The 12,807-nt window shown below is 73.3% G+C and carries 10 protein-coding genes; 3 read left to right on the top strand and 7 right to left on the bottom strand.

The window, feature by feature from the left end:
* The first annotated feature begins 22 nt into the window (after window positions 1-22).
* Window positions 23-1,183, top strand: a complete 1,161-nt coding sequence (locus IG88_RS0121000) for a C40 family peptidase (RefSeq protein WP_031043318.1) — start codon at window positions 23-25, stop codon at window positions 1,181-1,183.
* On the opposite strand, the gene IG88_RS0121005 is transcribed toward IG88_RS0121000, so the two are convergent.
* The 5 genes from IG88_RS0121005 to IG88_RS0121025 are packed head-to-tail and all read right to left on the bottom strand — an operon-like array spanning window position 1,147 to window position 7,255.
* Window positions 1,147-2,409, bottom strand: coding sequence for a styrene monooxygenase/indole monooxygenase family protein (locus IG88_RS0121005; RefSeq protein WP_031043321.1), 1,263 nt, complete (start codon window positions 2,407-2,409; stop codon window positions 1,147-1,149). The genes IG88_RS0121000 and IG88_RS0121005 overlap by 37 nt on opposite strands.
* A gap of 32 nt (window positions 2,410-2,441) precedes the next feature.
* Window positions 2,442-3,083: a GTP-binding protein gene (locus tag IG88_RS0121010; RefSeq protein WP_031043324.1), complete on the bottom strand. Its 642-nt coding sequence runs from the start codon at window positions 3,081-3,083 to the stop codon at window positions 2,442-2,444.
* A complete protein-coding gene (locus IG88_RS0121015; RefSeq protein WP_031043327.1) occupies window positions 3,064-3,516 on the bottom strand; it encodes a DUF742 domain-containing protein in 453 nt (150 codons plus the stop codon). Before IG88_RS0121015 ends, IG88_RS0121010 begins: the two co-directional genes overlap by 20 nt.
* Entirely contained in the window at window positions 3,513-4,013 is a 501-nt protein-coding gene (locus IG88_RS0121020) for a roadblock/LC7 domain-containing protein (protein ID WP_030402789.1), read from the bottom strand. The genes IG88_RS0121015 and IG88_RS0121020 overlap by 4 nt, the downstream gene beginning before the upstream one ends.
* Window positions 4,010-7,255, bottom strand: coding sequence for a nitrate- and nitrite sensing domain-containing protein (locus IG88_RS0121025; protein WP_031043332.1), 3,246 nt, complete (start codon window positions 7,253-7,255; stop codon window positions 4,010-4,012). Before IG88_RS0121025 ends, IG88_RS0121020 begins: the two co-directional genes overlap by 4 nt.
* A 462-nt stretch (window positions 7,256-7,717) precedes the next feature.
* Here IG88_RS0121025 and IG88_RS0121030 point away from each other — a divergent pair, with 462 nt between their 5' ends.
* Window positions 7,718-8,509, top strand: a complete 792-nt coding sequence (locus tag IG88_RS0121030) for a protein phosphatase 2C domain-containing protein (protein ID WP_031043336.1) — start codon at window positions 7,718-7,720, stop codon at window positions 8,507-8,509.
* Between the two features lie 42 nt (window positions 8,510-8,551).
* On the opposite strand, the gene IG88_RS0121035 is transcribed toward IG88_RS0121030, so the two are convergent.
* Entirely contained in the window at window positions 8,552-9,046 is a 495-nt protein-coding gene (locus IG88_RS0121035) for a MarR family winged helix-turn-helix transcriptional regulator (RefSeq protein WP_031043339.1), read from the bottom strand.
* 245 nt (window positions 9,047-9,291) lie between these two features.
* Between IG88_RS0121035 and IG88_RS0121040 the strand changes: the two genes are divergently transcribed.
* Entirely contained in the window at window positions 9,292-10,119 is an 828-nt protein-coding gene (locus IG88_RS0121040; protein ID WP_031043343.1) for a lysozyme, read from the top strand.
* A gap of 89 nt (window positions 10,120-10,208) precedes the next feature.
* Here IG88_RS0121040 and lon read toward each other — a convergent pair whose 3' ends face one another.
* Entirely contained in the window at window positions 10,209-12,653 is a 2,445-nt protein-coding gene (gene lon, locus IG88_RS0121045) for an endopeptidase La (RefSeq protein WP_031043345.1), read from the bottom strand.
* Window positions 12,654-12,807: the final 154 nt, after the last annotated feature.

Below are 12,807 nucleotides of genomic sequence, written 5' to 3' on the forward strand. Positions count from 1 at the left end.
GCCCCGCACCGGAGGTGATGGTGTGTCAGGAAGGCTTCTGCGACGGGCGTGTACGGCGGCGCTCGCGGCCGGGATCGCGCTCGCGCCCGTACCCGCCGCCGCCGAACCCGTACCCGGCACGGGCGGCGACCGCACCGTGGCCGGTCTGCTGACGGACCTTCAGCGGCTGTACCGGGAGGCGGAGCAGGCCACGGAGACCTACAACGCCACGGAGGAGCGCCTGCGCGAGCAGCGCGCCGAGGTACGGCGGCTGGACGCCGAGCTGGCCCGGGCCCGGCACTCGCTGAGCGACAGCCGGGGCGCGGCCGGACGGCTGGCCCGGCAGCAGTACCAGAGCGGCAGCGGCGGTCTCTCCCCCTACCTGCGGCTCCTGCTGGCCCGCGACCCGCAGCACGCGGTCGACCAGGGACACGTGATCGGCCGGCTGGCCCGCGAACGGGTCGATACGGTGGGCCGCCTGACCGGGGCGGAGAAGAAGGCCGGGGAGCTGGCCCGGCGCTCGCGCCAGGCGCTGGCCCGGCAGACCGCCCTCGCCCAGCGCCAGGAGAGGGAACGCGACGGGGTCCGCGAACGCCTCGGCGCCGTCGAGAAGCTGCTCGCCTCGCTCACCCCCGAGCAACTGGCCGCGGTGGCGGAGCTGGAGAAGAGCGGGGCGGCCGAGCAGCAGGAGCGATTCCTGGCGTCCGGCGCGCTGGGCGACGACGCCAAGCCCTCCGCCGGGGGCGACCGCGCGGTGCGCTTCGCGGTGGAGCAGCTCGGCAAACCCTACGAGTGGGGCGCCGAGGGCCCGGCGTCGTACGACTGCTCGGGGCTGACCTCGGTCGCCTGGCAGCGCGCCGGGACGCCCATCCCCCGGACGAGCCAGGAGCAGTGGGCGCGCCTGGAGCACGTGCCGCTGGACGAGCTGCGTCCGGGCGACCTGGTCGTGTACTTCCCCGAGGCCACCCACGTGGCGCTGTACCTCGGCGACGGCATGGTCGTCCAGGCACCGCGCCCCGGCGCCGCCGTCAAGGTGTCGCCGATCGCCGCCAACCCGGTCCTGGGCGCCGTACGCCCCGACCCGGACGGGGAGCCGGTGCGGCGCTACACGCCACCCGGGCTCCCCGCGGGGGCCGCGGACGGGTCGGACGAGGGGTACGCGGACTCCTACGCGCCGGCCGCGCCGGAGACCTCCGCCAGGTAGCTCTCGGTCTTCGCCGGGTCGTAGAAGAAGTTCTCGAAGTCGGACGGGTCGTCGAAGCCGTTGGCGATGCGGTCGGCGACGGGCTGGACCTGGCCGGCGGCCCCGAACAGGTTGAGGATGTGCTCCGGCGGCGGGGCGAGCATGGTGTTCGTCCACTTGGTGACGTGCCGGGCCGTCTCCCAGTAACGGTCGAAGGTCCGCTGCATCCAGGCCTCGTCGAACTCCTTGTCCCCGTGCTCGACGATCGAGGCGAGGTAGGAGGCGGCGCACTTGGAGGCGGAGTTGGAGCCCTGGCCGGTGATGGGGTCGTTGGCGACGACCACGTCGGCGACCCCGAGGACGGCACCGCCGCCGGGGAGGCGGCCGACCGGGTTGCGGACGGTGGGGGCGTAGCGGCCGGCCAGGGTGCCGCCGGCGTCGGTCAGTTCGACCCTGGTGGCCCGCGCGTACTCCCAGGGGAGGAACTTCTCCATGAGTTCCAGGGTCAGGGAGAGGTGCTCCGAGGGGTCCTTGACGTCCTCGAAGGCGTCGAGCGGGCCGCCGGGTATGCCCTCCCAGAACAGGATGTCGGCGCGGCCCGAGGTGGTGAACGTCGGCATGATGAACATCTCGCCGACGCCCGGCACCAGGTTGCAGCGCACGGCCTCCGTCTCCGGGTGCTCCGGGCGCGGGGCCATCCCGTGGACGTAGGCGACGGCGAGGGCGCGCTGCGGCTCGCTGTACGGGGAGCGGTCCGCGTCGCGGCCGAACATCTGGACCAGCTCGCCCTTGCCCGCCGAGACCAGGACGAGGTCGTAGGCGCGGGAGAAGTAGTCGAGGTCGCCGACGGCCGCGCCGTGGATGACCAGTTGGCCGCCGCGCTGGGCGAAGGTCTCCATCCAGCCGGCCATCTTCACCCGCTGGTCGACCGACTGCGCGAAGCCGTCGAGGCGTCCGAGCCAGTCGATCGCGCGCTGCGAGGGGCCCGGGTCGAAGGAGCCGGGGGCCGCCACCGAGACGCCGAGTCCCTGGATCTTCGGGGCCTGGGACTCCCAGAAGTTCAACTGGAGGTCGCGCTCGTGCTGGAGTGCCGTGTGGAACATGCACTGCGTCGACATGACCCGGCCGGTGCGGATCTCGTCCGCGGTCCGGTTCGACATCAGGGTGACCTCGTAGCCGTGCGACTGCAGGCCGAGGGCGAGCTGGAGACCGGACTGGCCGGCTCCGACGACGAGTATCTTCCGCATGCGGTTCTTCCGTCTCCTACTGGGGGGTTCGTCTACTCGGGTGTTTCGTCGAGCGCGTGGCCCACGAGGGACAGAAGGGTCTCGACGGCCGAGATCCGACGGCGCGCGTCCATGATCATTACAGGTATGTGCGCGGGGATCGTCAACGCCTCCCGCACGTCCTCCGCCTCGAACAGCTCGCTGCCGTCGAAGTGGTTGACCGCGACGACGTACGGCAGGCCGCAGCTCTCGAAGTAGTCCAGCGCCGGCCAGCAGTCCTTCAGGCGCCGGGTGTCCGCCATGACGACCGCGCCGATCGCGCCGCGCACCAGGTCGTCCCACATGAACCAGAACCGCTGCTGGCCCGGCGTGCCGAACAGGTAGAGCACCAGGTCGTCGTCGAGCGTGATGCGGCCGAAGTCCATGGCCACGGTGGTGGTGAGCTTGTCCGGGGTGGCGGTGAGGTCGTCGGTCTCCTCGCTCGCCTCGGTCATCAGCGCCTCGGTCTGCAGGGGCGTGATCTCCGAGACGGCGGTGACCAGCGTGGTCTTGCCGACGCCGAACCCTCCCGCGACGACGATCTTCGTGGCGACCGGAGCGCGGGTGGGGTCCGTCTGCCAGGGTTGTACGGGCCCGTCGGTGTCGACGAGCGGGGAGACGCCGGAGACGGCGGCGTCAGAGACGACGGAGTCCACTGAGCACCCTTTCGAGCAGAGCGCGGTCCGGGCGGCCCGTGCCGTGGCCGGTCCCGGTGCCGTACACACGGATCTTTCCCTGGTCCGCCAGGTCGCTGATGAGGACGCGGACCACGCCGAGCGGCATCTTCAGCAGCGCGGCGATCTCGGCCACCGTACGCATGCGGCGGCACAGTTCGACGATGGCCCGCATCTCCGGCATCACGCGGGAGGTGAGGCCGCCGTTCGTCAGTTCCTTGCGCTCCTCGGCGGCTTCGAGCGCGGCGGTGCCGGCCGTGGCGCCGACGAACGTCTCCACGAGCAGGACGTGGCCGAAGCGGGTGCGGCCCCCTGTGAGCGAGTAGGGGCGGACGCGCGCGGGTCTGCGGTCGGCGCCCCGCACGGGGAGGCTTCCCCGGCCGTTCTTCGGGGGTTTTCCGGGACTGCTGCTCATCGGGCGCTCCCCGTCGGCTCGGACTCCAGGGACTTCCGCAGTTCGCTGCGGAGTTCGGGGGTCAGGACGTGGCCGGCGCGGCCGACGAAGAGCGCCATGTGGTACGCCACGACGCTCATGTCGCACTCCGCGGAGCCGTGTACGCCGAGCAGTGATCCGTCACTGATCGACATGACGAACAGGCTGCCCTCGTCCATCGTGACCATCGTGTGCTTCACGGTGCCGAAGTCCATCAGCCGGGCGGCGCCCACGGTCAGGCTGCCCACGCCGGAGACGACGGTGGCGAGGTCGGCGGCCGAGCCGCGCGGGCCCGTCCGGGTCTCGCGGACCTGCCGGGCCTCCTCGTTGCGGCCGGGGTCGGAGGACAGGAGCAGGAGCCCGTCGGAGGAGACCACGGCGACCGACCGGATGCCGGGCACCTCCTCGACGAGGTTGGTCAGCAGCCAGTGGAGATTGCGGGCTTCACTGCTCAGTCCGAAGGTACTGGGAGCGGTCAACTGCTTGCCTCCTCGACAGTGCCCCCCGATTTTTCTTCGGTTGTGTCCGCCGCGGTGTCCGGCGTCCGGTTCCCTCCGGTGCGGTCGGCGATCTCCGCCTCCACGTCCCGGCGGCCGGCCTCCGCCCCCCGGCGGAATCCGCCCAGGCGCCGGCGGAGCGCGTCGGCGTCGACGGACCCCGACGTGCGGGGGCGCGGCACCGCGGCAGGGGTGGTGAGCTTCGGGGTCCGCTTGGGCAGGCCCTTGTCGGTGACGGGCTCGGCGGCCGGTCCGGATTCGGGTTCGGACGCGGGTCCGGACGCGGATCCGGACACGGGTTCGGCGTCCGCGCCGGGCGTCTCCGCGGTTTCCGGCCCGGCCGGAGTGCCGGGGCCTTCCGACGGGCCCGGCGCGTCAGGTACGGCCGGTGCGTCCGGTACGTCCTGCGTGTGCGCCGCGCCCTCGTCCGGGGTGCGGTCGTGGGCGTCGGGCCCGATGGCGTACGGGTCGGAGCCGGTCTCCGGCCCGGTCTCCGGGGCCGCGAGGGCCGGGAGGAAGAGTGCCATCGTGGCGTCGTCGGGGAGGTCGCTGCCGGGCGCGGCGGCGCCGTCCCCGGGGGCCGCCGGGCGGGCGGCGTCGTCCGCACCCTCGGTCTCGGCCTCGGCCGCGGCGCGCGTGGGTACCGGGTTCGCGGTCCCGGGGTCCTGGCGGTCCCGGTCCGCGGCGGCCCGGCCGGCGGTCTCCCGGCCCGGGGATTTGGACGGCACCGGTTCGGTGGCGGCCACGGAGTCGGTGCCGGTGCCCGTGTCGGTATCGGTGTCGGTGTCGGCCTCCGCCTGGTCCGGTTCCCCGTCCCGGCCCGGCTCCGCGGCGGCCGTGTCGGTCTCCGGTTCCCCGGAAGCCGCCTCCGCCTCGGCACGGCGTACGGCCTCCTCCGCCGAGGCCACCAGCGGGTCGGTGCCGGGCTCCCGGTCCGGCGCGGTGTCCTCGCCGGTGCCGGGGGCCGCCCGTTCCGCCTTCTCGGCCCGCCCGTGCAGCACGTTGGAGTTGGCCTCCGCGTCCGCGCCGGGCAGCGTGAAGGAGCCGGTACCGTCGGACGCGGGCACGGTCGGGGCCAGCGCGGCGGGCGGGGCCTCCGCGAGCAGCGGGGAGGGGAGCACGACGACGGCCGCGACGCCGCCCTGCTTCTGCTCCCGCAGCCGCACCCGCGCCCCGTGCCGGTGGGCGAGCCGGGCGACGACGTACAGGCCGAGCCCGAGACCGTCCTCGCCCTCCTCGCCCTCCCGCTCGTACGGCGCCTCCGGGTCGAAGTCGGTGAGGCGGGCGTTGAGCCGCTGGAGGCGTTCGGTGGCCATGCCGATGCCCTCGTCCTGGACGGAGAGCATCACCTCGCCGTTCTCCAGCAGCCAGCCGGAGACCTCGACGGGCAGGTCGGGCGGCGAGAAGGAGGTGGCGTTCTCCAGCAGTTCGGCCAGTAGGTGGGAGAGGTCGTCGGCGGCGAACCCGGCCACGTGGGCGTGCGGCGGCAGCGCGGCGATGCGCACCCGTTCGTACCGCTCGATCTCGCTGACCGCGGCCCGGACCACGTCGACCAGCGGCACCGGCGAGGCGCTGTGCTGGACGTGCTCGGTGCCGGCGAGGACGAGGAGGTTCTCGCTGTGCCGGCGCATGACCGTGGCGAAGTGGTCGAGCTTGAACAGGGTGGCGAGCCGGTCCGGGTCCTGCTCGCGCTCCTCCAGGCTCTCGATGACGGCGAGTTGCCGCTCGACCAGGCCGAGGGTGCGCAGCGCGAGGCTGACGAAGGTGGAGCCGATGCTCTTGCGCACCGTCTCCAGCCGGGCGGCCGACTCGGCGAGTTCGGCACGCAGTTCCTCGCGGGCGTCGGCCATCTTCTGCCGCTGGCCGACCAGGTGCTTGCGGTCGGACTCGAGCGTGGCGACCCGTCCGGCGAGCGTGGCGGCGTGCGCGTGCAGGGCGTTGACGGAACGGACGACCTGCGCGAACTCGTCGTTGCGGCCGGTGAAGGCCACCGGCTCCTCGGCCGTCGGGTCCTCCGCGCCGGCCAGCCGGGCCGAGCCCCGGCGCAGGACCGACAGCGGACGGGTGAGGGTGCGGGCCAGGGCGGTGGCGATGCCGACGGCGAGCAGGACGAGGGCGCCGAGCACCGCGATCCGGATCTCCAGCGCGGTGACGTCGTCGTCGCGGAGCTGCTCCAGGGCCTTGACGCGCTTCTCGTACAGGGCGGACTCGGCGCCGCGCATCGCGTCGACGCGGGCGGAGAGCGCGGCGTTCAGCCGCTTGGTGCTGGTGCGCAGGTCGCCGTCGGAGAGCGTCGGCTCGTCGGTGAGGCCGGCGAGGTACTTCTCGGCGCTGTTCACGTCGGGCCCGGCGACCGTGGCGTCGAAGCTGCTCCGGGCCTCCTTGGGGGCGCCCTCGCGGAAGTCGGCGAGGGCGGCGTCGGAGCGGACCCGGGCCTGCTGGGCGGCGGCGGAGAGTGCGTCGCGCTGCTTGGCGTCGGCCTCCGAGGCGGTCGACGTCTCGGTCGGCAGGCCGGTGATCGGGTCGATGACGGTCTGGGTGGTGCTGGGCACGCTGAGCGCCGCGAGCAGCAGACCGCGGGTGGCCGCGGCCTGCTGGACGGCGGTGTCCAGTTCGGCGAGGGCGTACGCGCCGGCGCCCGCGCGGGGCGGCATCTCCTCGCCCAGTTTCTCGGCGAGGGCGTGGAGTTCGGCGATCGCCTCGGAGTACGCCTCGTGGGCCTCCAGCGCGGTGCTCTTGCCGGTCAGGGCCGCCCGGCGCAGCGCCGCGACGGCGTCGAGGTCCTCGCGCAGGGAGGCCGGCATGTCGGGGTCGGCGCGCAGTTCCTCGACCTGGCGGTCGACGCGGGCGCTGCGCTGCTCGGAGGGCGCCTTGGACTTGGGGCGGCCGGCGGCGATGTAGGGGGTGACCTCGTCCCGCTCGTCGGCGAGGGAGTGGGCGAGGGTCAGCGCGCCCTGGGTCTGCTCGGCGAGCGTCACCAGGTTCTGGGAGTCGTGCAGTTGACCGGAGGCGGCCACGACCGAGGGCGCTCCGGCCCCGGCGACGGCGGCCGCCACGACCGCCACGGCGACGATCAGGCGGTTGCGTACATGGGTGGGACGGCCCTTGCCGACGGGAGCCTCCGGCGGCGGAGGGGCGGAGTTCCCGGCGGGGCCGGAGGTGTGCTCCGCGCTCCCCGCGGGGGCCGTCTGCTTGCCTGTGCGACGAGGCCGCGTCTTCTGCACCGGTGCTCGCATTCCTGACTCGTGTACCCGTGGGCCGGGTGGCGCTCCGTCAACTGGCCGGTCGGGGGCGCGTCCACCCTCCGCCGGACGCTGGGCCGCCCGGCCGCCGGCAGCGCGTCGGGCGGGGAGACCGCGTGAGCGGGGCAGGCCCCCCAACCGGTTCCCGACCCTCCCAGTGCCGGTGGGCGGTGAGCGCGCATCATCCGACCCGCCACCCGAAGGAGTGAACCCCGGAGGGGAGTTGGCGGGCAAGTTCCCCCGGCTCGTGCCGGACGGCCGCCCGGCGAGCCGGTTGGACGTCTGCGGGCGGCGGTGGCACTATGTGCCGCCACGCGCCGCCGGGGGCCCTGATTTGACCCCAAATCCGGCGCCTGACCTGCGCCGCCGCATCGATTCCGGGAGAACCCGGGGAAGGTGCCAGCCTTTTGCGAAGGCCGTGAAGGGGTCGTGCAGACTGGCCGGATGCGTACGGAACTCGTCTCGGAACCAGGCCTCGCCGAACGGCCCAACGAGGACTTCGCGAGCGTCGGACTACCGGCCTCGGGGCGGGGTGGTTCACTCGTCGTGCTGGACGGCGTGACCCCGCCACGGACCGCGACGGGATGTCTGCATTCCGTGCCCTGGTTCACGGCGCGCCTGGGCGGAGCACTGACCGAACTGACCGTTTCACTCCCGGATCTCCCCCTCGCCGACGCGCTGTCCCGCGCTCTTGCGCGTACCGCGGCGGAGCACGCCGACACCTGTGACCTTTCTCACCCGCGCACACCGCAGGCAACCGTCGTCCTGGCCCGCTGGTCCCCGGCCTCGGTCGAGTACCTGGTCCTGTCCGACTCGGTCCTGCTCGTGGAGGCCCCCGACGGCACCGTCACGCCCGTGCTGGACGACCGGCTGGCCCGGCTGCCGCGCTCGGCGCTGGCGACCGACGCCGTGGTCGACGCCCGTCTGCGCAACAAGGAGGGCGGTTTCTTCACGGCGGCGGCCGATCCGTCGGTGGCGGTGCGGGCGGTGACGGGGACGCTGCCGCGCGAGGAGGTGCGGACGCTGGCGGCACTGACGGACGGCGCCGCTCGGTGGGTGGAGACGTTCGGCGAGGGCGACTGGGCGGACTGTCTGGCACTGGTGCGCAAGCAGGGCGCGCAGGCCCTGGTGGACCGGGTGCGGGAGCTGGAGCGGGCGGACGCGGCGGGTGAGCGGGCGTTCCTCGGGCGCGGCAAGACGCACGACGACGCGACGGTGGTGTACGCCGAGCTGTGAAGCCCGGCCGGGCGAGGTGACCCGACCCGGCCCGGCGAGGTACTACTTCTCCATCCCCCGGTTGAGTTCGTGCAGCAACCGGGCCAGTTCGGTCACCTCGCGCCGGTCCCAGTCGGCGAGCCGACGGGCGTACCGGGCGCGACGCGCCTCGCGGACCCGGCCGACGCGTTCCTGCCCCTCGGGGGTGAGCATGACCAGCCAGGCCCGCCCGTCGGCGGGGTCCGGCTCGCGGGCGACCAGCCCGAGTTCCTCCAGGGCGCGCAGTTGGCGGGACATCGTCGCCTTGCCGACGCCGATGAAGGCGGCGAGGTCGGTGGCGCGCTGGCCGCCGCTCTCGCCGAGCCGGACCAGCAGTCCGTACGCCGAGGACTCCAGGTCGGGATGGACCTCCCGGGCCATCTCTCCCTGGTTGGCCCGGGCCCGCCGCAGCAGGACCGTCATCTCCCGTTCCAGGGCGAGGAACTCCGGCTGGTGCACACCACTGCCGGACAGGTGGGATTCGGCTCCCCGACCGCCGCCGTTCGCGTCTTCGTGCACGTCAGCCCCTGCCTCGATTTTCCGGTCCTGAAAGTTTCCGCCGTCGGCCGCCATCGCCGCAGCTCGCCAAGTATTTCGCAGGCTTAGACCAACGGCGGGCCCGAGTCCCTCTTCCCACCCTTCGTTCTACGTGCGTAGAGTCTTCACCGGACCCCGAATGGCATGCGCACGCCATACCGCCATCCCGGGGTTCTCCCCACCAGCGCATCCCCCACCGAGCACCACCGAGCCATCGGAGGCACGTCATGCTCGTGCACAGACCCGGATCGGTCCGTGGCCGGCGCTTCGCCGTCACCGGGATCCTGCTCGCCGCGTTCTCCCTCGTGTTCGCCCTCCCCGCCCACGCCGCGTCGTCCGCGGACGTCCCGCCCCGCGGCTCGGCCCACATGGGCATGGGCGTCGCGGCCCACGACGGCGAACACGGCACCCCCGTCCCGGGCCGCGCGGCCCAGACCGAGGGCGTGGACGTCTCCAGCCACCAGGGCAACGTGGCCTGGTCGACCCTGTGGAACAGCGGGGTCAAGTGGGCCTACGTCAAGGCCACCGAGGGGACGTACTACACCAACCCCTACTTCGCCCAGCAGTACAACGGCTCCTACAACGTCGGCATGATCCGCGGCTCGTACCACTTCGCCACCCCGGACACGACGAGCGGCGCCGCACAGGCCAACTACTTCGTCGACCACGGCGGCGGCTGGTCCAAGGACGGCAAGACGCTGCCGGGCGCGCTCGACATCGAGTGGAACCCCTACGGCGCCACCTGCTACGGCAAGTCGCAGAGCGCGATGGTCTCCTGGATCAGCGACTTCCTGAACACGTACAAGGCCCGCACCGGCCGGGACGCCGTGATCTACACGGCCACGAGCTGGTGGACCGAGTGCACCGGCAACTACGGCGGCTTCGCCGCCAACAACCCGCTGTGGGTGGCCCGGTACGCCTCGACGGTGGGCACGCTGCCGGCCGGGTGGGGCTACTACACGATGTGGCAGTACACGTCGTCCGGCCCGACGGTCGGCGACCACAACAAGTTCAACGGCGCCCTGGACCGCGTCCAGGCCCTCGCCAACGGCTGACACCCCGCCCCGCGCACGGCGAAGGCCCGGACTCCGAGCGGAGTCCGGGCCTTCCCCTTTCCTCGTCCGGCCGCGCCCTCCCCCAGCGCCTAAAGCCTGGGAGGTACCCCCATCGCCGCGACCGGAACCTCCTGCCCGGCGCCGTTGGTCGCCGGTGCGAGCGCCAGCTCCAGCACCTGGCGGACGTCGGTGACGGCGTGGACGTCGAGCTTGTCCAGCACCTGGGCCGGGACGTCGTCCAGGTCGGGCTCGTTGCGCTTGGGGATGATCACCGTGGTGATCCCGGCCCGGTGCGCGGCGAGCAGCTTCTGCTTGACGCCGCCGATCGGCAGCACCCGCCCGGTCAGCGAGACCTCGCCGGTCATCGCCACGTCGGTGCGCACCAGCCGGCCGGAGAGCAGCGAGGCGAGGGCCGTGGTCATGGTGACGCCGGCGCTCGGGCCGTCCTTGGGGACCGCGCCCGCCGGGAAGTGGATGTGCGCGCCACGGTCCTTGAGGTCGCCGACCGGCAGCTCCAGCTCGGCGCCGTGGCTGCGCAGGAAGCTCAGCGCGATCTGCGCCGACTCCTTCATCACGTCGCCCAGCTGACCGGTCAGGGTCAGCCCCGCCGCGCCCGTCTCCGGGTCGGCCAGCGACGCCTCGACGTACAGGACGTCGCCGCCCGCGCCGGTGACCGCGAGGCCGGTGGCCACGCCCGGCACTGCCGTCCGCCGCTCCGCCGGGTCCTGGGCGGACTCGGGCACGTGGTGCGGCCGTCCGATCAGGCCGCGCAGGTCGCTCTCGGTGACGGTGAACGGCAGCTCCCGTTCGCCCAGTTCGTGCTGGGCCGCCACCTTGCGCAGCAGCCGCGCGACGGACCGCTCCAGGGTGCGCACGCCCGCCTCGCGGGTGTACTCGCCCGCCAGCTTGCGCAGCGCGCCCTCGTCGACGGTGACCTCGTCGGCGTCGAGTCCGGCCCGCTCCAACTGGCGCGGAAGCAGGTGGTCTCGGGCGATGACGACCTTCTCGTCCTCGGTGTAGCCGTCGAGGCGGACCAGCTCCATGCGGTCGAGCAGGGCCTCGGGGATGGCCTCCAGGACGTTGGCGGTGGCGAGGAAGACCACGTCGGACAGGTCGAGTTCGACCTCCAGGTAGTGGTCCCGGAAGGTGTGGTTCTGGGCCGGGTCGAGGACCTCCAGCAGGGCCGCGGCCGGGTCGCCGCGGAAGTCGGAGCCCACCTTGTCGATCTCGTCGAGCAGGACGACCGGGTTCATGGACCCCGCCTCCTTGATCGCCCGCACGATCCGGCCGGGCAGCGCCCCGACGTACGTGCGCCGGTGGCCGCGGATCTCGGCCTCGTCGCGGACGCCGCCGAGGGCGACGCGGACGAACTTGCGCCCCATCGCGTGGGCGACGGACTCGCCGAGGCTGGTCTTGCCGACGCCGGGCGGGCCCACCAGGGCCAGGACGGCGCCGCCGCGCCGGCCGCCGACGACGCCGAGGCCCCGGTCGCCGCGCCGCTTGCGCACGGCCAGGTACTCGGTGATGCGCTCCTTCACGTCCTCCAGGCCCGCGTGCTCGGCGTCGAGCACGGCCTGGGCGCCCCGGATGTCGTAGGCGTCCTCGGTCCGCTCGTTCCAGGGCATCTCCAGGACCGTGTCGAGCCAGGTGCGGATCCAGGAGCCCTCGGGCGACTGGTCGGAGGACCGCTCCAGCTTGTCGACCTCCTTGAGCGCGGCCTCGCGGACCTTCTCCGGCAGGCCGGCGGCCTCGACCCGGGCACGGTAGTCGTCGGACTCCTCGCCCTCCTGCTCGCCGTTGATCTCGCGCAGTTCCTTGCGGACGGCTTCGAGCTGGCGGCGCAGCAGGAACTCGCGCTGCTGCTTGTCGACGCCCTCCTGGACGTCCTTGGCGATGGTCTCGGCCACGTCCTGCTCGGCGAGGTGGTCGCGCAACTGCTGGGTGGCGAGCTTGAGACGGGCGACCGGGTCGGTGGTCTCCAGCAGCTCGACCTTCTGCTCGGTGCTCAGGAAGGGCGAGTACCCGGAGTTGTCGGCGAGCGCGGACACGTCGTCGATGGCCTGGACCCGGTCGACGACCTGCCAGGCGCCGCGCTTGCGCAGCCAGGCGGTGGCGAGCGCCTTGTACTCCTTCACCAGCTCGGCGACCTGGCCGGGCAGCGGATCGGGGACGGTCTCGTCGACCCGGGTGCCCTCGACCCAGAGCGCGGCGCCGGGGCCGGTGGTGCCGGCGCCGATGCGCACCCGGTCCCGGCCACGGATCAGGGCGCCCGGGTCGCCGTCGGCCAGGCGGCCGACCTGCTCGACCGTGCCGAGGACGCCGGTCGCGGCGTGGGTGCCGTCGATGCGCGGGACGAGGAGGACGCGGGGCTTGCCGGGCTCGGACCTGGCGGCGGCCTGCGCGGCCTCCACCGCGGCCCGCGTCTCGGCGTCGCTCAGGTCCAGGGGGACGACCATTCCGGGCAGGACCACTTCGTCGTCGAGCGGCAGCACGGGCAGGGTGAGCGGTGTGAAGGCGGCGGACTCAGCAGCCATGATCTCCCCTTCGGCAGTCAAGTTGAGTTACATCGACTCAATGAAAGGGAGCCCGGGATTGTTCCCCAAGGCTTGTTCGCTGTGAGCGATCAAACGCGCAGGGTGCTCCGCGCCTTTCGGGACAGCACCGTCGTACCGGACGGCACCGTCGTAC

Source organism: Streptomyces sp. NRRL F-5650 (assembly GCF_000721365.1).
Lineage (GTDB): Bacteria > Actinomycetota > Actinomycetes > Streptomycetales > Streptomycetaceae > Streptomyces > Streptomyces ardesiacus.